Origin of the sequence: Ilumatobacter coccineus YM16-304 (assembly GCF_000348785.1) — a bacterium.
GTDB lineage: Bacteria > Actinomycetota > Acidimicrobiia > Acidimicrobiales > Ilumatobacteraceae > Ilumatobacter_A > Ilumatobacter_A coccineus.
This window is the reverse complement of record NC_020520.1, coordinates 1783385-1805555: the sequence shown is the minus strand read 5'-3', so window position 1 is coordinate 1805555 and position 22171 is coordinate 1783385. Positions and strand designations below refer to the sequence as shown.

The 22171-nt window shown below is 66.6% G+C and carries 18 protein-coding genes; 3 read left to right on the top strand and 15 right to left on the bottom strand.

From position 1 onward, the window contains the following. Nucleotides 1–116: 116 nt before the first annotated feature. On the bottom strand, nt 117–761 hold the full coding sequence (locus YM304_RS24665; RefSeq protein WP_015441165.1) for a response regulator transcription factor: 645 nt from the start codon (nt 759–761) through the stop codon (nt 117–119). Between the two features lie 74 nt (nt 762–835). On the opposite strand from YM304_RS24665, the gene YM304_RS22220 reads away from it, so the two are divergent. Continuing rightward, nucleotides 836–3862 (top strand): ATP-binding protein, encoded by a 3027-nt coding sequence (locus YM304_RS22220; RefSeq protein ID WP_015441164.1) that lies wholly within the window; start codon nt 836–838, stop codon nt 3860–3862. On the opposite strand, the gene YM304_RS08035 is transcribed toward YM304_RS22220, so the two are convergent. Next, the gene (locus tag YM304_RS08035; protein ID WP_015441163.1) at nt 3782–4207 is read right to left on the bottom strand and encodes a response regulator; all 426 of its coding nucleotides are present in this window, start codon (nt 4205–4207) and stop codon (nt 3782–3784) included. The two genes, YM304_RS22220 and YM304_RS08035, sit on opposite strands and share 81 nt — an antisense overlap. Nucleotides 4208–4379: 172 nt before the next feature. Between YM304_RS08035 and YM304_RS08030 the strand changes: the two genes are divergently transcribed. Together YM304_RS08030 and YM304_RS08025 are read left to right on the top strand one after the other, a co-directional pair. Next, complete coding sequence (locus YM304_RS08030; RefSeq protein ID WP_015441162.1) at nt 4380–5156, top strand: glucose 1-dehydrogenase; 777 nt, start codon at nt 4380–4382, stop codon at nt 5154–5156. An 85-nt stretch (nt 5157–5241) separates the two neighbouring features. Continuing rightward, nucleotides 5242–6789 (top strand): AMP-binding protein, encoded by a 1548-nt coding sequence (locus tag YM304_RS08025; RefSeq protein WP_197536943.1) that lies wholly within the window; start codon nt 5242–5244, stop codon nt 6787–6789. A 12-nt stretch (nt 6790–6801) separates the two neighbouring features. Here YM304_RS08025 and truB read toward each other — a convergent pair whose 3' ends face one another. The 13 genes from truB to YM304_RS22215 form a co-directional block, all read right to left on the bottom strand. Continuing rightward, nucleotides 6802–7674, bottom strand: a complete 873-nt coding sequence (truB, locus tag YM304_RS08020; RefSeq protein WP_015441160.1) for a tRNA pseudouridine(55) synthase TruB — start codon at nt 7672–7674, stop codon at nt 6802–6804. Further along, on the bottom strand, nt 7674–8060 hold the full coding sequence (rbfA, locus tag YM304_RS08015; protein ID WP_015441159.1) for a 30S ribosome-binding factor RbfA: 387 nt from the start codon (nt 8058–8060) through the stop codon (nt 7674–7676). Before rbfA ends, truB begins: the two co-directional genes overlap by 1 nt. A 10-nt stretch (nt 8061–8070) precedes the next feature. Next, nucleotides 8071–8715, bottom strand: coding sequence for a mycothiol-dependent nitroreductase Rv2466c family protein (locus YM304_RS08010; RefSeq protein WP_015441158.1), 645 nt, complete (start codon nt 8713–8715; stop codon nt 8071–8073). An 11-nt stretch (nt 8716–8726) separates the two neighbouring features. Beyond that, nucleotides 8727–9704, bottom strand: a complete 978-nt coding sequence (locus YM304_RS08005; protein ID WP_015441157.1) for an ABC transporter ATP-binding protein — start codon at nt 9702–9704, stop codon at nt 8727–8729. Then, on the bottom strand, nt 9704–10765 hold the full coding sequence (locus tag YM304_RS08000; protein WP_015441156.1) for an ABC transporter ATP-binding protein: 1062 nt from the start codon (nt 10763–10765) through the stop codon (nt 9704–9706). Before YM304_RS08000 ends, YM304_RS08005 begins: the two co-directional genes overlap by 1 nt. Nucleotides 10766–10826: 61 nt before the next feature. Then, on the bottom strand, nt 10827–11771 hold the full coding sequence (locus tag YM304_RS07995; protein ID WP_015441155.1) for an ABC transporter permease: 945 nt from the start codon (nt 11769–11771) through the stop codon (nt 10827–10829). Beyond that, on the bottom strand, nt 11768–12940 hold the full coding sequence (locus YM304_RS07990; protein WP_015441154.1) for an ABC transporter permease: 1173 nt from the start codon (nt 12938–12940) through the stop codon (nt 11768–11770). Before YM304_RS07990 ends, YM304_RS07995 begins: the two co-directional genes overlap by 4 nt. Before the next feature lie 96 nt (nt 12941–13036). Next, the gene (locus YM304_RS07985; RefSeq protein WP_015441153.1) at nt 13037–14839 is read right to left on the bottom strand and encodes an ABC transporter substrate-binding protein; all 1803 of its coding nucleotides are present in this window, start codon (nt 14837–14839) and stop codon (nt 13037–13039) included. 123 nt (nt 14840–14962) lie between these two features. Beyond that, the gene (locus YM304_RS07980; protein WP_015441152.1) at nt 14963–16732 is read right to left on the bottom strand and encodes an ABC transporter substrate-binding protein; all 1770 of its coding nucleotides are present in this window, start codon (nt 16730–16732) and stop codon (nt 14963–14965) included. Between the two features lie 164 nt (nt 16733–16896). Continuing rightward, the gene (infB, locus tag YM304_RS07975) at nt 16897–19803 is read right to left on the bottom strand and encodes a translation initiation factor IF-2 (RefSeq protein WP_015441151.1); all 2907 of its coding nucleotides are present in this window, start codon (nt 19801–19803) and stop codon (nt 16897–16899) included. Nucleotides 19804–19828: 25 nt separating this feature from the next. Beyond that, the gene (locus YM304_RS25760) at nt 19829–20122 is read right to left on the bottom strand and encodes a YlxR family protein (protein ID WP_015441150.1); all 294 of its coding nucleotides are present in this window, start codon (nt 20120–20122) and stop codon (nt 19829–19831) included. A gap of 7 nt (nt 20123–20129) precedes the next feature. Beyond that, complete coding sequence (gene nusA, locus YM304_RS07965; protein ID WP_041298118.1) at nt 20130–21506, bottom strand: transcription termination factor NusA; 1377 nt, start codon at nt 21504–21506, stop codon at nt 20130–20132. A gap of 11 nt (nt 21507–21517) precedes the next feature. Next, entirely contained in the window at nt 21518–22060 is a 543-nt protein-coding gene (locus tag YM304_RS22215) for a ribosome maturation factor RimP (protein WP_015441148.1), read from the bottom strand. Nucleotides 22061–22171 lie beyond the last annotated feature (111 nt).

Below are 22171 nucleotides of genomic sequence, written 5' to 3'. Positions count from 1 at the left end.
ACCGCAGGTGCTTCGAACACAGCGTGACGGAGGTGTGACGAACGCAACAGACCCGGCCGCATCATTCGCCATGGTGCAAGTGCACCATCCAGCGCGCCCGGCTCGACCAGGCGCGGTCAGCGGCGGAGGATGCCGATGCGGGTGGCGATGGCCGTGGCTTCGAGCTTGGAGTGTGCGCCGAGTTTGTTGAGCACGTGTTGCATGTGATTGCGCACCGTGTTGACGCTCAGGTACAGCTCGGCGGCGATCTCCTTGTTGCTGAGCCCCTTGGCGGCGATGCGCAACACTTCGATCTCACGTGCGGTGAGGTCGGACCCGAGCCCGACCGAGTTCTTGGCCACCAGCGCCCGCACCATGTCGGGCGACACCGGCGTCTCGTCGGAGGCGACCGCGAGCACGGCCGCGAGGATCTCGGACGCGCCGTTGCGTTTGGTGATGAACCCGGAGCACCCGGCCTCCATCGCCTCGCTCAACACCACCGGGTCGGTGTACGAAGTGAGCATCAGCACCCGCACACCGGGGCTCGCCTCGATGATCGCCGACACGACCGACACCCCGTCGCCGTCGGGCAGGTCGTAGTCGAGCAGCACGACGTCGGGCCGCAGTGAGGCGACCTGTCGGACCCCGTCGATGGCGGTGCCGACCGATCCGACGACGGTGACGCGTTCACTCATCGACAGCGCCGAGGTGAGCAACTCGGTCAGCACGCGGTGGTCGTCGACGATGAGCACACGGATGGGTTGGCTGCTTGCGGTGTCCACGGCGACGGTCTCCTCCCAACGGCAGTGTTGCACCGATGTGGAGTGTGGCAAAGTCGTCGAATGGGAAAGATCGCATGACGTCCGACCTCGAACGGTCGGTGCGCGAGTGCCGCATCGTCGTCGGACCCGACGCCGTGTCGACGCATCGGGCCAACGCACCCGACGCGCCGATCGTCGCGCTCGTCGACGCGACGTCGCCGATCCAGGCGGTGCTCGCCCAGGCCGCCGGGGCCGACATCGTGCTCCCCACACCCGAACTCGAGGTCGGCGCGCTCGCCGAATCGCCGGGCCTCGCGCTCGCGGTCACCGCCGCCGAAGCCATCGCCAACCGACGGCGCGAGGTGGCGGGGTCCGCCCGTCAGGTCGGTCACGATCTGGCGAGCACGGTGAACGTGGTCGGTCTCGCGGCCGACGTCGCCATCTCGGGAGCGACACCTCCCGACGACGCCCTCACGCACATCGCGTCGCTCGCCCGCAGCGCCGATGCCGACATCTGGCGTGCCGGACGAGCGAGCCGTTCGTTGCGCCGAGCGATGACCGTCGTCGACGTCGTCGCCGTGGCCCGTGGCCACGCTCTCGCTGCGCCCGACGTCGACATCGCCACCACCGTGGAGCACGCGTGGGTCTTCGCCGACGAGCGCGAACTCACCTCGACCCTGTCGGAGTTGATCCAGAACGCCCGGACCGCGTCGGCCCGACGAGTTCGGCTCTCGATCGCCGTCGACGCGGGGATCGGCCCGTCACGCGTCCGCATCTCGGTCGACGACGACGGCACCGGTTTCGACCCGGCGACGCGCGACGCCGACGGCCGCCCCGAGTTCGCACCGCATCGCACCTCCAATCCGTCGGCGCGCGCCGGTCTCGGTCTGGCGACCATCGCCGAGTTCGCCGGTGACATCGGGGCCCGCGTCACGGTGAGCGACGCCGACGACGAGTGGTCGACCCGAGTCGAACTGTCGATCCCGCTGCTCGACGACCCGGCCGGCAAGGTCGCCGCTCGAGCGATCGCGATCGACCAGGCGACCGCCCAGGCCAACATCCTCGAGCGGGTGGTCCGACAGGCACCCGTGACCGAGTCGCTCGACGCGATCGTCGCAGCGATCGAGAACCAACTCCCCGACAGCGCCTGTTCGGTGCTCCTGCTGCGCAACGGTCGCACCCTCCACCACGGGTCGGGAGCGAAGCTGCCGTCGGCATATCGCGACGCCATCGACGGCGTCGAGATCGGACGCGGGCAGGGCTCGTGCGGCACCGCCGCCTACACCGGACGCCCGGTGATCGCGACCGACGTCACGACCGACAGCAACTGGGTCAGCTTTCGCGACGTCGCGCTCGAACACGACCTGCGGTCGTGCTGGTCGACGCCGATCGTCGCGGCGGAGGGCGGCGAGGTGCTCGGGACGTTCGCCGTGTACAAGTCGAGCGTGTGGAGCCCCGATCAGGCGGCGATCCGCCTCGTCAAACGATTCACCTATCTCGCCGCCGTGGCGATCGAGCATCACCGTCTGTTCGGCGCCCTCGCCGAGAGCGAGTCGCGCTTTCGCAGCGCGTTCGAAGGGGCCACCGCCGGGCTCGCGCTCGTCGATCTCGACGGGTCGCTGCTCAAGGTCAACCCGTCGCTCTCCAGGATGCTGGGTCGCTCGGAGTCGTCGCTGCTGTCGAAGAACATGCTCGACCTCCTCGACGCGCCGTCGAGGCCGCTGATCCGAGCGGCCTGGGACCAGTTGATCGCCGACGGGCCGATGACCACGCGGGCGCAGCCAACCATCGAGGTGCCGCTCGCCGACCCGCCCGGCGACCACGACGTGTGGGTCTCGTTGAGCACGTCGATCGTGGCCGCGCCCGAAGAACGCAGTCTCTACGTCGAGGTCCGCGACATCACCGCCAGCCGTCGCCACCTCGCCGAGCAACGAGCTCGCGAAGCCGCCGAGGCGTCGAACCGGGCCAAGACCGACTTCCTCGCGCTCGTCAGCCACGAGCTGCGCACGCCGCTCAACGCGATCCTCGGCTTCGCCCAGGTGATGCAGCTGTCGAAGCTCGACGCCGAACAGCACACCGAGAGCGTCGACCACATCGTCAATGCCGGTGAGCATCTGCGCGACCTCATCGACCAGCTCCTCGACCTGTCGCGGATTGAAGCCGGCCAACTCTCGGTGAGCATCGGGCGGGTCGACACGGCCGACGCCATCGCCGACGCGCTCGACATCGTCGGCCCACTCGCCGGCTCTCGCAACATCGCCCTCGTCCACGATCGGCACAACGCCGACCGCCACGACGTGCTCGCCGATCGGCGCTGTCTCCGCCAGGTGCTCATCAACCTGCTCGGCAACGCCGTGAAGTTCACGCCGCCCGACGGTCGCATCGATGTCGACGTCGCCACCACGTCGGCCGGAACGGTTCGGGTGACGGTCACCGACACCGGACCGGGAATCGCACCCGAGTCGATCGATCTGCTCTTCCAACCGTTCCGACGCCTGCACCCCGAGCGGCCCGGACGTGCCGAGGGGACCGGGCTCGGCCTGTCGTTGTCGGCTCGCCTGATGTCGGAGATGGGCGGCACCATCGGCGTCGACAGCACCGTCGGCGTGGGCAGCAGCTTCTGGATCGAGTTCCCTCCGGCCGACGATTCACTCGCAGTTGCGGTCGGCGACCGGCCACTCGCACTCGACTCCCCCGACACCGATGCGGTCACGCCGGTGAGCGGTGTGGTGCTCTATGTCGAGGACGACCGGGCCTGTCTCGACGTGATGCACGCAGCGCTCGCGCTCCGTCCACTCGTCGAGCTCCGCACGGCATCGACCGCCGCCGACGGCAGCGCCCAACTTCGCCGCGGCAATGTCGACCTGGTGCTCCTCGACATCGGACTCCCCGACCGATCGGGATGGGACCTGCTCGACGACATCCGGGTGACCGACACCGAGGTTCCGGTGCTGGTGCTCACGGCCGGCACCGACGCCGTGCCCGACCCGGCGCCCCGGCATCTCGAACTGCTCACCAAGCCGCTCGACATCCCCGCGGCTCTACGGGTGATCGATGCCGCCCTCAGCGGCACGACGCTCGGCCACAGCGACGGCCAGACGATCGACTCGCTCCAGCAGTGACGCGAGGTCGACGGGCTTCGACACGAACCCGTCGAACCCGGTGTCGTCGACGGCTGCGACCATGTCGGGCGCGTCGGCCCCGCTCACCGCGAGCAGCCCCGCGGTGCGCGTCGGCGCACACGCTCGCAACGCTCGGGCCAACGCCAGCCCGCCGCCGAGCTCGCCACCGGAGTCCGCTTCGCTGAAGGTCAGGTCGGTCAGCACCACGTCGGGAGGGTCATCGACCGCGAGTTGCAGCGCGGCGGCGACGGTGGTCGCCGTGGTCACGTCGTGCCCGGCCCCCGAGAACGCCAGGCGCATGAAGGTGACGGTCGCTTCGTCGTCGTCGACGATCAAGATCTTCATGTGGCGGGCCCCTTCACGTGGTGACGGAATCACTTCGACCGTACCGATGGCGCACTCCGCAGCGAGTGACGCGAATGCACCGTCACGATGATGCAATGACAACTGTCACACGTTTCGCCGTCCCCGTACGTTCGATCAGGTCATCACCAATACACGACCGAAGGGGATTCTTGTGGGACGAGTTCAAGGGAAGATCGCACTGATCACGGGAGGGGCACGAGGGCTCGGCGAAGCAACCGGCCGCACCATGGCCAACGAGGGCGCAACGGTCATCTTGACCGACATGCTCGACGAAGAGGGTGAAGCAGTCGCCGCGGCCATCAACGCCGACGGCGGCACGGCCGAGTACATCCATCAGGACGTCACCGACGAAGCCCTGTGGGACGACATCACGTCCGGCATCGTCGAGCGTCACGGCCGACTCGACGTCGTCGTCAACAACGCCGGGGTCGTGCTCGATGCGACCGTCGAAGACACGACGCTCGACGGCTGGCGCTTCTGCAACTCCGTCAACAGCGAAGCGGTGTTCCTCGGCACGCGCGCTGCGATCAAGGTCATGAAGGACCAGGATCCGCAAGGCGGATCGATCGTCAACATCTCGTCGGTCGCCGGCCTCATCGGCATCGAGAACCTCGCGGCGTACAACGCGTCGAAGGGCGCCGTCCGCCTGTTCACGAAGTCGGCAGCGCTGCACGTCGCCAAGTCGGGCTACAACATCCGGGTCAACTCGGTGCACCCCAGCTACACGTGGACGCCGATGGTCCAGCACCTCGGCGACAACACCGGCGACCGCGACGCCTTCTTCGATGCGCTCGGCGAAGTCCACCCCCTCGGCCGCCCCGGCGTTCCGATGGACGTCGCTTGGGGCGTCCTCTACCTCGCATCCGACGAGTCGACCTGGGTCACCGGCTCCGAGCTCGTCATCGACGGCGGTCTGTCGGCCGGCTGACGATGATGTTCACCCGTACGTGCCCGGGCCGCCTCCCGGGACTCGACCGCCCGTTCGTCGCATGACCACCCCCCACGGTCTTCCGATGACCGTCAAACAGTTGCTGACCTCGGCGTCACGTCGTTTCGCCGACAAGGTCGCACTGGTGCACGACGGGCGGTCGTACACGTACGGTGAACTCGCCGACCGAGCCAACCAGCTCGGTCACCTCCTCCTCGATCTCGGTGTCGGGCCGGGCCAGCCGGTGGCGATGCTGCTGCCGAACGGCCCCGACTACGTCATCGCCGATCAGGCGATCGCCCGGATCGGTGCCGCTCGTGTGGCACTCACCGAGATGCTCTCCCCCAAGGAGATCGCCCACTGCCTGACCGATTCGGGTGCGACCGTCGCCATCGCCGGTGCCAGCATGTTCGACGCGGCCGCCGCGGCCGGCTCCGACGACCTGCGAGCGATCGTGACGGTCGACGACGCCGCGCAGCGCTCCGAGGTCGCCATCCCCTCGGGGGTCACCGTCGTCGCCCTCGACGCCGCGGTCGAACAGCTGCCGACCACCGTCCCCGACAGCGATCCAACCGAAGACGACCTCGGATTGATCATCTACACCGGTGGCACCACCGGCAAGCCGAAGGGTGTGATGCACCTCCAGCGGCAACTAGCGCTCAACCTGTGCTCGCACGTGATCGAAACGGGCATGCAGGACGACGAGCGGCTGCTCCTCATGTCACCGCTGCCGCACAGCGCCGGATTCCTCCTGCAGACGGCGTTCCTGCGTGGCGCCACCGTGTTCCTCGAGCAGAAGTTCGACCCGGAGCTCGTCGTGCAACGGATTGCCGACGACCGCGTCACCTACACGTTCATGGTGCCGACGATGATCTACCGGGTGCTCGATGCCGTCGAGGGTCGCACGCTCGACCTCGGCTCGCTCCGCACCATCCTGTACGGCGCTGCGCCGATCACGGTCGACCGTCTGCGCCAGGGGCTCGAGATCTTCGGCCCGGTGTTCATGCAGCTCTACGCCCAGTCCGAAGCGCCGAACTTCATCACCAGGCTCCGGCGCGAAGACCACTCGACCGACCCCGACGTCGTCCACCGGCTGTCGAGTTGCGGCCAGGCCGTTGCGCTCGCCGAGGTCCGCATCGTCGGCGACGACGGCGAAGACGTCGCCGTCGGAGAGATCGGTGAGGTCGCCGCACTCACCCCGTACACGATGGTCGGCTACAACAATCGCCCGGACGCAACCGCCACCACGTTGCGCAACGGTTGGTTGTTCACGGGCGACATCGGGCGCCTCGACGCCGACGGCTACCTCTACCTGCTCGACCGCAAGAACGACATGATCATCTCGGGTGGCATGAACGTCTACACGTCCGAGGTCGAAGGCGCGATCGTCGACGTGCCCGGCGTGCAGCAGGTCGCCGTCGTCGGCGTGCCGCACCCCGACTGGGGCGAAGCGGTCATCGCCTACGTGGTGGCCGACGAGCACGATGCCGGCATCGTCGATCGAGTGATCGCCGCCTGCCGCACCGATCTCGCGAAGTACAAGGTGCCCAAGCAGGTCCACGTGGTCGCCGAGCTCCCGACCACGGTGTTCGGCAAGATCGACAAGAAGGCGCTGCGCAACGCGTCGACCTGAGCTGCGCTGAACTCAGCGCGGGACGACCACCATCGGCTTCGCTTCGGTGCTGCCGTGGCGTTCGTACACCGCGGCGAGCGTGCCATCGGTGCGGAACAGTGCCCACGGCCCCTCGCCCTCCCATGCCGGGAGGACACGGCCGTTGGACACGAAGTCGTCGAGCTGTTCGGTCATGTCGACGCGGTCGAGCGTGCGAACCGCCTCCTCCACCGGGAGCAGCTCGCACTCGTCGGGAGACTTCGCTTCGCCGATCGTGAACCGGCCGACGGCGGTTCGGCGCAGGTTGCGCAAGTGCGCTCCCCCACCGAGCAGATGACCGAGGTCGGCGGCGAGCGTGCGGATGTAGGTGCCGGGGGTGCACTCGACCGCAGCGAGGAACACGTTCGGCTCGTCGGTCGGCATCAACTGGAACGAGTAGATGGTGACCGGGCGGGGCGGCCGTTCGACCTCGATGCCCTCGCGAGCGAGTTCGTGCAGACGCTTCCCGTCGATCTTGATCGCCGACACCATCGGCGGCACCTGTTCGATGTCACCCGTGAGGTGCTCGTCGACCATCGCCTGTGCGTCGGCCAGCGACACCTCGGGCATGTCGTGGGTGACGGTGACCTCACCATCGGCGTCGAGCGAATCGGTCTCGGTGCCGAGCACGATCTCGCCGATGTAGGCCTTGCGCGTCTTCTCGACGAAACGCAACAGCTTGGTGGCCTTGCCGACCGCCACGACCAGCACACCGGTGGCGCTCGGATCGAGGGTGCCGCCGTGACCGACCTGGCGTTCGTCGAAGCGCTTGCGAAGCATCGCCACCACGTCATGGCTCGTGACGCCCGTGGGTTTGTCGACGACGGCGATGCCGTGCGTCGTCGCCGGACGCTTCTTGCGACCCATTACGACTTGCCGTGACGCTCGCGATCGGCGCGCAGGATCTCGTCGATCCGTTCGGCCGACCGAATCGCCATGTCGGGCTTGAACTCGAGGATCGGCGTCTTCTTGGCCCGGATCTGCTTGGCGACCGACGACTGGAGCCGGATCCGGTACTCGGCGAGCGCCTCGATGATCTCTTCGTCGCCGTCTTCTCCGGCCAACGAGTCGAAGAACACGATCGCCCGGTTGAGTTCGGGGTCGACGTCGATGCCGGTGACCGTGACGAACGCGAGCCGCTCGTCGTCGAAACGGACGAGGTCTTCGGCGATGATCTCGCGCAGCGTCTCGCCGACGCGTGCCGAGCGCGGGTAGCGCTTGCCACCACCGTTTCGTGACTGATTCCGGGCCATGGCCCGCAACCTAACTGAAGTCGAGCGGTTCGCGATTGGAGCGTTTGAGTTCGGAGACGCCGCTGGTCGCCAACTTCTCGACGGCGTCCCACAGCTCGACGGCCTCGGCACCGGTCGGGGCCTTGGAGATCACGGGCCCGAAGAAGCTGCCCTCGCGGTCGGTGCCGGGTCGGAACGTGAGGATCGGGGTACCGACGTCGCGGCCGGTTCGAGCCAGGCACCGTTCGGTGTCGGCGCGGAGCCACTCGTCGTGCGATTCGTCGTTCGCGTGCTCGATGAGCGCCGCATCGAATCCGGCCGATGCGAGGATCGCCGAGAGAAACGCCTCGTTGTCGTCGCGGGCTTCGGCTCGGCGGTCGTCACGGTGGAGTGCTTCGCCGAGCGCGGTGTACCAGCGGCCGACCGCCGTCGGGTCGGGGTGGGTCAGTCGAATCTGATCGGCGATGCGCAACGCCTTGTGCCCCAGGAAATGCCCCGCTCGGTACTGCGGTGTGTACCAGTCCTGCGTGTTGTCGTCGTTGAGCATCCACAGCGAGATGAACCGCCACTCGACGTCGTACGAGCGTTGCTGCTGCACTTCGACGACCCAGCGTGACGTGACCCACGCGAACGGGCAGACCGGGTCGAAGAAGAACTCGAGATCAGGTGACGCCATACGGCCGAAAGCTATCCGAGAACCGGGTGATGGCACGCCACGTAGTGGTTGACCGACACCTCGGTGATCTGGGGTTCTTCGGTTCGGCACCGGTCGGTGGCGGCCGGGCACCGCGTGTTGAAGCGGCAGCCTGCAGGCGGGTTGATCGCCGAGGGGAGTTCGCCGTCGAGCGTCTGCTCTTCGACGTTGACCTCGGCACCGGGGATCGCCGCCATGAGCGCCCGCGTGTAGTGGTGCACCGGCTTGTCGAACAGTTCGTCGGAGCCGGCGATCTCGCAGGTCTTGCCCATGTACATGACCATCACGCGGTCGGAGATGTTCTTCACCACCGACAGGTCGTGGCTGATGAACATGAGGCTGACGCCGTAGCGCGCCTTCATGTCTTCGAGCAGGTTCAGGATCTGGGCCTGCACCGACACGTCGAGCGCCGACACCGGCTCGTCACAGATGATGACCTTCGGGTCGAGGACGAGCGCCCGAGCGATCGAGATGCGCTGACACTGGCCGCCCGAGAACTGGTGCGGTTTGCGTTCGCCGTATCGCGGGTCGATGCCGACCGATTCCATCAGTTCCGGAACGGTGTCGAGCGACCACGAGTCGTTCGGGCCCCACACCCGGAGACCTTCGGAGATGATCTCGGTGACCGTGCGTCGCGGGTTGAGCGAACTGATCGGGTCCTGGAAGATCATCTGGAACTCGGGGCGCACCCGGCGCATCTCTTCGTCGCTGAGCTTGCTGATGTCGCGACCCTTGAACCAGACCGAGCCGGAGGTCGGCTTCGGCAGCTGGATCGTGGCGCGAGCGGTGGTCGACTTGCCACAGCCGGACTCGCCGACGATGCCGAGCGTCTCGCCTTCGACGAGGTCGAAGCTGACGTCGGACACGGCGTGCACCGTGCCACCCGAGATCGGGAATTCGACGACCATGTTCTCGACGCGCACGAGCACGTCGTCGGTGTCACGGAGGTGTGCGGTTCCTGAGCCGGCCATCAGACGAGTTCTCCCACGACTTCGGCCATCGGCAAGCCGGCGGCATTCTCTCCAGCGTCGAGGTTCGCTCGAAGCGCTGCGTCACCGTCGGGGGTGCCGACCGGGTGGTAGCAGGCGAACTGGTGCTCGCCGAACTCGCCTTCGAGCGGCGGTTTGGCGTTGAGGCAGTCAGGCCGTGCATGGCGACAGCGGGCGGCGAACGCGCAGCCCTGTGGCGGATCGAGCAGGTTCGGCGGTCGACCGGGGATCGGCTGGAGGCGCGAGTGACTCGGCCTGGCCGGGTTCGGAATCGACTGCAGCAGCGCCTGCGTGTACGGGTGACGCATGTCGTCGAACAGACGCTGTGTGCGTCCGACCTCGAGGAGGCGACCGGCGTACATGACGCCCACACGATCCGCCCGGCCTCGGGCGACGCCGAGGTCGTGGGTGATCAGGATCATCGACATCTTGCGCTCGACGCGCAGCTCGTCGAGCAGGTCGAGGATCGACTTCTGCACGGTGACGTCGAGGGCGGTGGTGGGCTCGTCGGCGATGAGCAGGCGCGGTTCGCAGGCGAGCGCCATGGCGATGACCACGCGCTGACGCATGCCGCCCGAGAGCTCGTGCGGGTACTGCCGCATGCGCTGTTCGGGCGACGGGATGTGCACTTGCTTGAGCAGCGCGATCGCTCGTTCGTTGGCTTCCGACTTCGAGATGTCGAGGTGGTAGCGCATCGCCTCGGTGAGTTGCGCGTCGATGCGCTTCACCGGGTTGAGCGAGGTCATCGGGTCTTGGAAGACCATGGCGACCTCGACGCCGAAGAAGTGCTTGCGTTCGGCTTTGGTCAGCGTGTCGATGTCACGTCCGCCGATCTCGATCCGGCCCGTGCGCGTGCCGTTGCCGGCCAGCAGGTTGATCAGCGTTCGGGAGAACACCGATTTGCCGGACCCGGACTCGCCGACGATCGCGTAGCTCTCGCCTTCCTTGAGTTCGAGGGTGACGCCGTCGACGGCACGCAGGTTGCCGGCGGGAGTGGAGAAGTCGACGGTCAGATCGTCGACCTTGAGCATCGTGGCGGTCATGCGGACACCCCGTTTCGATCGTGGACACGCGGCATGCGTGGCCGGGGAACGCTGCAGAACCTCACAGGCTTGCCTCCCGGATGTCGAAGCGCTTGAGCAATCGGTCACCCACCAGGTTGAGCGCCAACACGGTCAGGAACAGGATGATCGCCGGGGCGAACACCACGTGCGGTGCGTCCTGGAACTTCGGTCGACCGTTGGCGATGATCGACCCCCAGGTGATGTCGGGTGGCGGGACGCTCAGCCCGAGAAAGGCGAGCGAACTCTCGACCACGAGGATGATGCCGGTCGTGAGGAACGCGAACGACACCAGCGTCGGCATGACGTTGGGCAGCACTTCGCGGAACAGGATCGACATCTTCTTGACGCCGAGCACTTCGGCCGCTTTGACGAACTCTCGATCGGCGACCTGCAGGGTGCTGGCCCGCACGATGCGGGCGAGGGCCGGTATGGCGAGCAGGCTCACCGCGAGGATCACGTTGGTCAGCGTCTTGCCGCGCACCGTGACGATGAAGATCACGAGCAGCAGCGCCGGAACCGACAGCGTCGTGTTGATGATCATCTGGACGACGATGTCGACCTTGCCCTTCAGGTAGCCGGCGAGCAGCCCCATCGTGCCGCCGACGCCGATGCCGATCGCCGTGACCATGAGCGCCACGAAGATCGAGATGCGACCGCCGACGACGATCTGAGAGAACACGTCCTGTCCGAGACCGGTGTTGCCCATCAGGCCGCCGATCTCGACGCAGGACTCGCCCGCCTCAGCGTTGAGACAATCGGTCTTGAACAGATTGGTCAGGATCGGTTGAGCGTTGATGTTGGCTGCGTCGCGCAGCGTCGGGTCCTTGACGAGCGGGTTGAGCTCACCGAGGAGCACGAACCCGACCACGACGATCAACCACGACGCCGACGCCCAGAACACGATGTTGCTCTCGCGCTTGCCGCCGACCTTCTGGTCGACGACCTTCGTCGAGGTGGTCGACAGTTGCTCTGCGACGTTGGTCATCCTTCAGCCGCCTTCACTCGAGGATCGACGACGTTGTAGAGGGCGTCGATGATCATGTTGGTCACCACGAAGATGATCGCCACGAGGGCGACGATGGTCTGCACGGCGAAGAACTCTTGTCGAGCCACCGCCTCGATCAGATAGCCACCCATGCCGTCGAAGTCGAAGATGAACTCGACCACGATCGCACCGTTGACCAGCTGTGCGATGTTGAGCCCGAGCACCGTCATGAGCGTCACCGTCGAGGGCCGCAGCACGTGGCGCAGCAGGATGTGCGTGTTCGACATGCCCTTGGCCTTGGCGACCGACACGAAGTCCTGCTGGAGGTTCTGGATCATGTCGGCGCGCAGCAGGCGCAGGTACACCGGTGTGGCGGCGAGGCCGAGCACGACCGCCGGGAGCCAGATCGACTTGATATGTTCGAAGATGCCGTCGCTCAGCGGCGCATATCCCGTGAGCTGGTAGACGTCGCGCTCGACGGCGAAGGCGTAGCGCAGCGTCTCGCCGATCACGAAGACCGGCATCGACAACAGCACGAACGCCGAGAAGTTGACGGTGGTGTCACCGCCGACGCCGCCTCGGAAGAAGTTGAAGATCAACACCGGCATGATGAACGCGACGGCGAGCACGCTGGTGAGGAGCCAACCGAGCATGAACTCGGCGATGATGTAGAGGGGCAACACGATCACCCCCAACGCCCAGATCGGTATCTTCCTCGAGGCCTTGCCGGCCTGATACGCCGACCAGATGCCGAGGGGTACCGCCAGGAACAGTGCGATCAACTGGCTGTAGAGGAAGAGAAACGCGGTACGCGGAAGGCGCTGCTTGATCGTGTCGGACAGCGGTTCTTTGTTCTTGTAGAAGGCGTACCCCAGATCGCTGTCGATGAGCACCTGCTTGCTCCAAGTGCCGTATTGAGCGAGCACGTTCTCGTCGAGGCCCTGCTCCTCGATGCACTCGGCCACGGCCTCCGGCGAACCGGCGGTACCCAGCGCGATCTCACACGGCTCACCGGGGACCTGACGGATCAGGACCGACGTGCCGAGCGTGACGAGGATCAGCACGATGGCTGCGCCTCCGACGCGCTGTGCGGCGTAGCGCGTGTCGATGCGCCAGCGCAGTATGAAGAAGAGGCCGACCAGGATGGCCAGCAGCAGGGTCAGGATCATGTGATTCCTCGTCGACGTGGAGAGTCAGCGGTGCGGAACGCTGGCGGAGGTGACGTCGATCGGTGTCGACGTCACCTCCGCTGCGCTAGGGATGAATCAGCTCTCGATCCAGGCTTCGTCGACTTCGACGCGGCCTGCGAGCGATTGCTGGTTGCGGTTGCCGGATTCCAGCGTGATGTGCTGGAGACCGTGGACACCGGCGCGGTACGGGTTCGCCCACTCGGTGGTGTTGAGCCACATGTTGAACACGCCCTCGGCGAACAGCTTGTTGATGTCCTGGGCAATCGTGTCGAGTTCGGCCGGGTCGACCGTGGTCCACGACTGCAGCAGCAGTTCGTCCATCTCGGGGCTCACCAGGCGACCGAAGTTCAGTGCGAGGCCTTCGGCGTGACGGCTGTGCCACCAGACGAGCTCGAGGCCCGGGTGACCCTGACCGTGGTTGCGCCACGCGAACACTTCGAAGTCACCGGTGATCGCCTTGGTGATCAGCTCGGCCTGCTCGAACTGGTCGATCTCGACGTTGAGACCGCAGTTGCGGTTCCACATGTCGGCGAACAGCTCGGCCGTCAGCAGGTTCGACGGGACGTTGGTCGTGCCGTACACGATGGTGTCGGGGCGACCGATCTCGTCGAACAGTGCGTTACCGGCATCGGCATCGAACTGCGGGAAGCCCGGGTCCTCGATGTAGCCGAGCGAGCCCTCCGCGAACGGTCCGTTGGCCAACGCGTTGCCCGGCGCACGGAACGTCAGGTACTCGTTGCGGTCGGTGCACAGCGTGAGCGCACGACGAACGTCGGGATCGTCGAACGGCGGCTTGGAGTTGTTGAACATCAGGTACCCGACTTCACGTGCCGGGTCCTCCTCGACCACACCGTTGCCGGCCTCGACCCACTCGGTGTTCCAGAACTCCTGGTTCTCACCGAAGCTGTCGGCGTTGACGTCGGCGTCACCCGCCTCCATCGTGGCGCGACGTGTCGACACGTCGGGCACCGGACGGAAGTCGACACCGTCGAGGTACGGGAGCGGCTGGCCGTCCTGGCCGGTACGCCAGTAGTTCGGGTTGGCACGAAGCTCGGTCACTTCGCCACGGACCTGGTTCTCCATGGTGAACGGGCCGGTGGCGATCATGAGGTCACCGGCGCGGCTCTCGCTGTCCCAGAAGCTCGGGGCGATCAACCAGCCGGTGCGGCCGGCGAGGTTGTTGCCGAACGTGGCGAACGGCTTGTTGAAGCTGACCGTGACCGACTGATCGTCGTTGAGCACGATGCTGTCCTCGACCGCACCGGGGTTCGCAGCGTTGAGCGGCGTGCCGTTGAGCAGGTCGAAGAAGACCTGGCCCTGGAGCAGACCGCTGGCCATCTCGATGAGGTTGCGGTGAACGGCGGCGCCGTCGGCCGGGGTTCCGTCGTGGAAGGTCACGCCATCGCGCATCACGAGCGTGAACTCGGTGAAGTCGTCGTTGGGCTCGAACGATTCGAGCAGGAACGGCTCGATCTCGCCCGTGTCGGTCACGATGGTGAGCGGGTCGGCGACCGCGTTCATCACGGTGATGCACGACACGGCGCAGTTCGCGCCCGGGATGTCCCACGTGTCGGATTCTGCTTCGAGCAGGAAGGTGAGGATGCCACCGCGCTGGATGGCCATCTCTTCTTCCATCGCCGGTTCGTCGGCGGGCTCGTCGGCAGGTTCGTCGGACGGCTCGTCCGCCGGTTCATCGGCAGGCTCGTCTGTCGGTTCACCTGCCGGTTCGTCTGTCGGCTCGTCTGCCGGTTCGTCGGCAGGCGTTTCGGCCGGCGCGTCGGAGCTGTCGCTCCCTTCATCATCACTGCCGCCACATGCGGCGGCGATCATCGCACCCGCAACGAGCGGAGCGACCACGAGACGTATCGATCGTTTCATGAGTTCCCCCTTCACCGAACCCCGGATGGGTTCGTTGTCTTGCAGCAGAGTATGTCACCCGTCACACGGGGAGCGAAATCATCCTCGGAAAGAGTCACGCGATCGTTGCTCGGAGATATTCGTTCACGACTCGATCCATGCTTCGTGGAGCCAGACTCGACCACCGACGGCCCCACGCTGGGTGTTTCCGGATTCGAGCGAGATCTCGCCGACGCCGTGCACACCGCTGCGATACGGGAGCGCCCACTCCCCCGTGTTGAGCCAGAGGTTGTAGACCTGCGCTCCGAACAGTCGGTTGACGTCCTGGGCGATGGCGTCGAGTTCGTCGACGTCGTCGGTGGCGTCGAGCGCCTCCATCAGGCGGTCCATCTCCGGGTCGATGATGCGTCCGAAGTTCGTCGCCAACCCCTCGGCGTGTCGACTGTGCCACCAGACGGTCTCGAGCGCCGGGTTGCCGCTGCCGTGGTTGCGGAACAACAGCATCTGGTAGTCGGCCGTGAGTGCCTTCGTGATGAACTCGGTCTGTTCGAACGCGTCGATACCGACGTCGAGACCGCAGTTGCGACTCCACTGATCGGCGAACAGTTCGGCGGTGAGCAGTTGAGCAGGGACGTTGGTGACGCTCACGAGCAGGTCGGGCCGTCCGATCTCGTCGAACAGCGCAGTGCCCGCCGCGGCGTCGAAGTCGGGAAGTCCCGTGTCGTCGAGGTGGCCGATCGAGCCGGGCGCGAACGGCCCATCGGCCCTCGCGGTGCCCGGCGCCCGGAACGTGATGTACTCGTCTCGGTCGGTGCACAGCGCGAGCCCACGACGCACGTCGACGTCGTCGAACGGCGGCGCCGACGAGTTGAACATCAAGAACTCGACGTCGCGATCGGGAGACCGCTCGGCGAGGCCGTTGCCCTGGTCGACCCAGTCGGTCTCCCAGAACTCGAGGTTCTCCGGGAACGAGTCGGCGTTGACGTCGGCGTCGCCCGACTCCATGATCGTGCGCCGGGTCGACACGTCGGGTACCGGCCGGAAGATCACCTCGTCGAGGTACGGCAGGGCCTCCCCCGCTGCGTCGGTCCGCCAGTACTCGTCGTTCGCCGCCAGCGCGGTTCGTTCGCCTCTCGTCCACTCGGTCATGGCGAACGGACCGGTCGAGACCGGGAACGCCGATGCCTTGTCGGGGGCGTCCCAGAACGACGGAGCGAGCAGCCAACCGGTCCATTCGGTCAGCTGGTGCCCGTAGCTCGCGGTCGGCTCGCGGAAGGTGACCCGCACGGTCATGTCGTCGACGAGCTCGATGCTGTTGGTCCCGTCGAGCAGCTTGACGTAGACCTGTCCCTGAACGGCGCCGTTGGCCATCTCGGTGAGGCTGCGCTGCAGTGCAGCACCGTCGGCGGGCGTGCCGTCGTGGAAGACCACCCCGTCGCGCATGGTGAGCGTCCACTCGGTGAAGTCGGCGTCGACGTCGAACGACTCCAGGAGGAACGGCTCGAGTGCGCCGTCTTCGTCGAGTGCGAGCAGCGGATCGGCGACCTGCTTCATGATCGTCATGCACGAGGTGGCGCAGTTCGAGTTCGGGATGTCCCAGGTGTCGGTCTCGGCGTCGAGCAGCATGGTCAGCGTGCCACCCCGAACCGGTTGTAACTCCGGCTCGATCTCGGGCTCGGGTTGGGGCTCCGATTCGGGCTCGGGTTCTGGTTCGGGCGCGACGCTGGTCTCGCTGGTCGTCTCGGGTGGCGCGTCGGTCGTGGACGGCTCGGTGGTCGACGGCTCGGTGGTGGGGGCGGCGACATCGGTCGAGACCGGCTCGGCGGTGGGCGCCTCGTCAGATCCGGCGCACCCCGCCGCGACGAGTCCGATCGAACCTGACAGTGCCCAGAAACGGACCAGCGAGCTCTTCATTTCTGGAGCTTCCCACGCGAGCGCCCGAGAAGAAAATCACAGCCGAACCGACCCCCGAAAACAGGTTCTGCCCCTCAGATCCGTCATCGCTGACGGATCTGAGGGGCAGAACTCGAGGTCACGGCGCGAGCGCCGACCAGATCACGGCGCGAGCGCCGAGACGGTTACAGCGCGGTGCGCTCGACCGCGACGTCTTCGTAGGTCTCGATGACGTCACCCGGCTTGAGATCCTGGAAGTCGTCGAGGCCGATACCGCACTCGAAGCCCTCGCGGACTTCCTTGGCATCGTCCTTGAAGCGACGCAGCGATTCGATCGCGCCCTTCCAGATGATCGTTCCGTCGCGGATGAAGCGAACCTTGGAACCGCGGGTGATGACACCCGACGTGACCATGCAACCGGCGATCGCACCCTGCTTGGGCACCCGGAAGATCTCGCGGACCTCGGCTTCGCCGGTGACCTGCTCCTCGAACTCGGGATCGAGCATGCCGACCATCGACAGCTCGATGTCTTCGAGCAGCTTGTAGATGATCTCGTAGGTGCGGATCTCGACGTCGGCCTGATCGGCGGCCTTGCGAGCCTTGCCGTCGGGACGGACGTTGAAGCCGATGATCGTGGCGTTGGTCGCCTCGGCCAGCGTGATGTCGTTCTCGGTGATGCCACCGACGGCACGGTGCACGAACGACAACTCGACTTCGTCGGTGTCGAGCTGACGCAGCGAACCGGTGACGGCTTCGAGCGATCCCTGCACGTCGGCTTTCAGCAACAGGTTGAGTTCGGCCTTCTCGCCGGCCTGGATCTGAGCGAAGATGTCTTCCAGCTTGGTGCCGGTCTTGACTCGCGAATCCTCACGCAGGTGACGGGCCTTGAGGCGCAGTGCCCGAGCCTCGCCCACGGTCTGGGCGATCTTGTTGTCGGGAGCTGCACGGAACTCGTCGCCCGCTTCGGGCACGTCGGACAGACCGAGCACCTGGACCGGCGTCGAGGGGCCGGCGGACTTGATCTGCTCGCCCTTGTCGTTGATCATCGCTCGGACCTTGCCCCAGGCACCACCGGCGACGATCGGATCGCCGACCTTGAGCGTGCCCTTGTCGACGAGCACCGTGGCCACGGGGCCACGACCCTTGTCGAGCTGCGCTTCGATGACGATGCCCTTGGCCCGGCCGTTCGGGTTGGCCTGGAGCTCTTCGAGCTCGGCGACCAACTGGAGCTGTTCGATCATCTCGTCGACGCCGTCGCCGTTGAGCGCCGACATCTCGACGACGATCGTGTCGCCGCCCCACGACTCGGGAACGAGTTCGTACTCGGCGAGCTGTGTGAGCACGCGCTGCGGATCGGCGTTGGGCTTGTCGATCTTGTTGACCGCCACGACGATCGGCACCTCTGCCGCCCGTGCGTGGTTGATCGCTTCGATCGTCTGCGGCATGAGACCGTCGTCGGCCGCCACCATCAACACGACGATGTCGGTGGCGTCGGCACCACGTGCACGCATCTGCGTGAACGCTGCGTGGCCCGGCGTGTCGAGGAAGGTGACCGAGCCGTGCTCGTTCTCGACGGTGTAGGCACCGATGTGCTGCGTAATGCCGCCGGCTTCACCGTCGACGACGTTGGCACCGCGGATGCGGTCGAGCAGCGTGGTCTTGCCGTGGTCGACGTGGCCCATGACGGTGATGACCGGGGCGCGCGGCTCCAAGTCCTCGTCGTCGTCGGCATCGTCGAACAACTTCTGCAGCTCGACCTCTTCCTGCTGGCCGGGCTCGACCATCAGGATCTCGGCGCCGACTTCGAGCGCGAAGAGCTCCATCTGCTCGTCGGCGAGTGCCATGGTCGCGGTGACCATCTCGCCGTTGGTGAGCAGGAAGCGCAACACGTCGGCCGACGTGCGGTTCAGCTTCGGGCCGAACTCCTGCGCCGACACGCCACGTTCGATGATGATCTCGCCCTCGGGGACGGGAACATCGGACGACGTGTACTGCGTGAGCTGGGGCTGCAGCTCGTCTTGGTCGCGACGGCGCCGACGGCGACCGGTACGACGAGGCGGTCTGCGACCGCCGCCAGGGCGACCTGCGCCACCGGGACGCGGACCGCCACCGGGGCCGCCACCAGGACGGGGGCCACCACCGCCACCAGGACGGTTGTAGCCGCCACCGCCACCGGGGCGGGCGCCACGGTTGGCCGGCGCGGGACGCGACGAACCGGGAGGCGGCGGAATCGGCTTGCCGGACGGCGACAGCGGCTTGGCGGCACCGGGAGGCGGCGGCACGGCCTTGCCCGACGGGCTCAGCGGTGCTTTTGCTTCGGGCGTCGCCGACACGTCGGCGGGAAGCGCCGTGGTCGTCTCGGGCGGCGGGGTGCCGTCGGCGCTCGGACGAGCGCTCGAGATGACACGACGCGGCTCGGGCGCCGGCGGTTCGGGCGCGGGTTCCGGCGCGGGAGCCGGCTTCGTCGCAGCGGTCTTCGGAATCGGCTTGCCTTCGGCAGCGAGCACGACGAGGTCGGCCGCAGAAGGACCCGACGGGGTCTCGGGAGCTGAGGCCGGAGCAGGTGCGGGTGCCGGCGGCGGCGTGGCCGGAGCGGCCGGCTTCGACACCGGTGACGGCGGCGCGGGCGGCGGCGGCTTCGACGGGAGACTGTCGGGACCGCGAGGTGCCGGCTTGGCAGCCGGTGCCTCGGCTGCGGGGGCGGCTGCTGCGGGCTCGTCGGCGACGGGCGCGTCTGGCGTCTCGGCGCTGTCGTCGGTCGAGGCAGCAGCCTTCTTCGACGACACCGTCTTCTTCGCAGCCGACGACTTGGTGGCCGCGGTCTTCTTGGCGGCCGTCTTCTTGGCCGCGGTCTTCTTGGCAGCCTTCTTCTTGGCAGCCTTCTTGACCGGCTTCGGCTCTTCGGGCTGCTCGTCTCGAGTCAGGCCCTCACGCTCCGCGCGGCGGCGGAGCATGTCGGCGTACGCCTCTTGCAGGGACGATGAGGGGCCCTTGGCAGCCACGCTCGCAGCTTTCGCCAAGTCGAGCAGCTCTCCATTGGTCATCCCGAGCTCTTTCGCGAGCTCGTGGATACGGATCTTCTTCGCAGGCACGTTTCGATTCAACCTTTCCCTGTCGTCATTCCCTCACGTCGCATGGCGAATTGCCAGTTGCCTGGCGGATTCGTTGGACGTCGTCTGATGTAAGTGTCGAGCGCCATGCTCGAGCGAACTGTTTTCGAGTGATCGCCATGTCTCGGCAGCCGTGTTCGACGAGCCCATCGCTCGACCGGCACAGCCATGCCCCACGTCCGTTGCTGGCACCGTCGACCGTGATGATCGAGTTGCCGTCGTCGTCGAACGACCGCGTGACACGAACGAGTTCGTGCGACGGTCGGCGTTGGCGACAGCCGATGCAGCTGCGGATGGGCATGAGACGATCAACCTGGCGAGCCCACCTTCTGGTACCCGGCCGCAGCGGCCGACTCCTCGGTGTCGAACCAGACTTCGGCAACCGTCACCTTGTAGTAACGGCCATCGGGCATGTGGAACTTCATCGAATCGGTGTTCCCCTTGATGGGGTACCCCTCGGGAGCTTCGTTCGGATCTTCGAGCGGTGCGTGAGCGCCGGCGGGAAGCTCGCTCTCGCCTGCTGCCGCAGCGGCGTCTTCGGCGTCGCGGTTGGCCTGGCGTTGAGCGGCAGCCTCGGCAGCGGCCTGGTCTTGCCACGCCGACTCGCTGATGACCGAGCCATCGCTGGCGTGCCACTCCATCTCGCCGGTCTCCTTGTTGGCGACCCACTGGCCGTCGGCGTACTCGACGTTCTCCTCGTCGCGACCGCCGGAGGGGATGCCTTCGGCCAGCTGCGTCTCGGAGCGGATGTCGACGCGCACGCCGGTGAGGCGGGCGGCGAGACGGGCGTTCTGACCTTCACGGCCGATCGCCAGGCTGAGCTGGTGGTCGGGCACGATCACGTCGGCCTGCGTGCCGTCGTCGGAGATGATGACCTGCGTCACCTTCGCCGGCGAGAGCGCCTTGGCCACGAAGTCGTTGATGTCTTCGGAGAAGGGAACGATGTCGATCTTCTCGCCACGCATCTCGTTGACGACCATGCGCACACGGCCGCCACGGGCGCCGACGCAGGCGCCGACCGGATCGACGTTGTGGTCGTTCGACCAGACGGCGATCTTCGTGCGGTGTCCGGGTTCGCGAGCGCAGGCCTTGATCTCGACGATGCCGTCGGCGATCTCGGGCACTTCGAGTTCGAAGAGCCGCTTGATGAGGCCGGGGTGCGTGCGCGAGACCACGATCTGCGGGCCCTTCGGCGTACGACGCACTTCGACGATGTACGCCTTCTGACGCTCACCCTGGTCGGGACGCTCGAACGGCACCTGCTCGGCCTGCGGGAGCAGCGCTTCGGCGCGACCGAGGTCGAGGAGGGTGTAGCGAGCGTCGGTGCGCTGGATGATGCCGGTGACGATGTCGCCTTCGCGGTTCGCGTATTCCTCGAACTTGCGGTCGGATTCGACCTCGCGGATGCGTTGGCTCATCACCTGACGGAAGGTCTGCGCCGCGATGCGACCCATCTCTTCCTTCTTCGGCGTGTCGTCACGCTCGTTCACCCAGTTGCCGTCTTCGTCGACGTCGTAGCCGATGAACGTGAAGTCCATCGTCTCCGGGTTGACCTCGACGACGACCTCGTCGGCCGCGTCGGGACGACGCTTGTAGGCGGAGGCGAGCGCGTCGACGAGGACGTGCAACAGGGCGTCTTCCGACAGCCCCTTCTCCTGGGCCAGCAATGAGATGGCTTCGCTCATGTCGAGATTCGTCACGACTGTTGCTTCTCCCTTTTTTCTCGCGATGCGGATGATTTCTTGGAGCCGCCCGGCTTGGGCTTGGGACCCCACTCGAAGATCGTGCGTGCCTTGTCGACCCCGCTGATCTCGATGACCCGTTCGACGCCGTCACCGGTGCGGATCGTGGCGGTGGTGTCGTCGGCGGCGACGAGCTCGCCGTCGATGCGTCGGTCTTCGCCCTCGACCACGGCGTGACCGGCGAGCCGAACCGTGATCTCTTTGCCGACTTCCCGCTGGAAGTGCTCGGCGGTGCGCAGCGGACGTTCGAGGCCCGGGCTCGTGACCTCGAGGGTGAACTGACCGGCGATCGGATCCTCGTGGTCGATCTCGCGAGAGATGAGCCGCGTGACGAGCGACAGCGTGTCGAGGCTGATGCCGCCGTCGGAGCCCGGCGGCGTGTCGAGCGTGATGCGCACGACGTTGCTGCGACGCTCGACGTCGTACAGGTCGAGTTCGAGGTCGGAGGCGATCGGTTCGACGAGCGCTCGCACACGTTCGAGTTCTGTTGCTGCCATCGATCTGCCTCCTTTCGAGCTTCGGGTGTTCGAGATGCGGTTGTTCTGGACGGATTCAGGGTCCATTCAACAAACAAGGCGTGAGGCTGAGCCCCACGCCTTGGTCAAACG

What these genes read in the sequence shown, in the direction of transcription:
- YM304_RS08010 (WP_015441158.1), bottom strand. Translation starts at nt 8,715, where the DNA reads ATGGCGTCACCTGATCTCGAGTTCTTCTTCGACCCGGTCTGCCCGTTC.
- nusA (WP_041298118.1), bottom strand. Translation starts at nt 21,506, where the DNA reads ATGAGCGAAGCCATCTCATTGCTGGCCCAGGAGAAGGGGCTGTCGGAA.
- YM304_RS25760 (WP_015441150.1), bottom strand. Translation starts at nt 20,122, where the DNA reads ATGCCCATCCGCAGCTGCATCGGCTGTCGCCAACGCCGACCGTCGCAC.
- YM304_RS07995 (WP_015441155.1), bottom strand. Translation starts at nt 11,771, where the DNA reads ATGACCAACGTCGCAGAGCAACTGTCGACCACCTCGACGAAGGTCGTC.
- YM304_RS07980 (WP_015441152.1), bottom strand. Translation starts at nt 16,732, where the DNA reads ATGAAGAGCTCGCTGGTCCGTTTCTGGGCACTGTCAGGTTCGATCGGA.
- YM304_RS22220 (WP_015441164.1), top strand. Translation starts at nt 836, where the DNA reads ATGACGTCCGACCTCGAACGGTCGGTGCGCGAGTGCCGCATCGTCGTC.
- YM304_RS08035 (WP_015441163.1), bottom strand. Translation starts at nt 4,207, where the DNA reads ATGAAGATCTTGATCGTCGACGACGACGAAGCGACCGTCACCTTCATG.
- YM304_RS08000 (WP_015441156.1), bottom strand. Translation starts at nt 10,765, where the DNA reads ATGACCGCCACGATGCTCAAGGTCGACGATCTGACCGTCGACTTCTCC.
- YM304_RS07985 (WP_015441153.1), bottom strand. Translation starts at nt 14,839, where the DNA reads ATGAAACGATCGATACGTCTCGTGGTCGCTCCGCTCGTTGCGGGTGCG.
- YM304_RS07990 (WP_015441154.1), bottom strand. Translation starts at nt 12,940, where the DNA reads ATGATCCTGACCCTGCTGCTGGCCATCCTGGTCGGCCTCTTCTTCATA.
- YM304_RS08005 (WP_015441157.1), bottom strand. Translation starts at nt 9,704, where the DNA reads ATGGCCGGCTCAGGAACCGCACACCTCCGTGACACCGACGACGTGCTC.
- rbfA (WP_015441159.1), bottom strand. Translation starts at nt 8,060, where the DNA reads ATGGCCCGGAATCAGTCACGAAACGGTGGTGGCAAGCGCTACCCGCGC.
- YM304_RS08025 (WP_197536943.1), top strand. Translation starts at nt 5,242, where the DNA reads ATGACCGTCAAACAGTTGCTGACCTCGGCGTCACGTCGTTTCGCCGAC.
- YM304_RS22215 (WP_015441148.1), bottom strand. Translation starts at nt 22,060, where the DNA reads ATGGCAGCAACAGAACTCGAACGTGTGCGAGCGCTCGTCGAACCGATC.
- truB (WP_015441160.1), bottom strand. Translation starts at nt 7,674, where the DNA reads ATGGGTCGCAAGAAGCGTCCGGCGACGACGCACGGCATCGCCGTCGTC.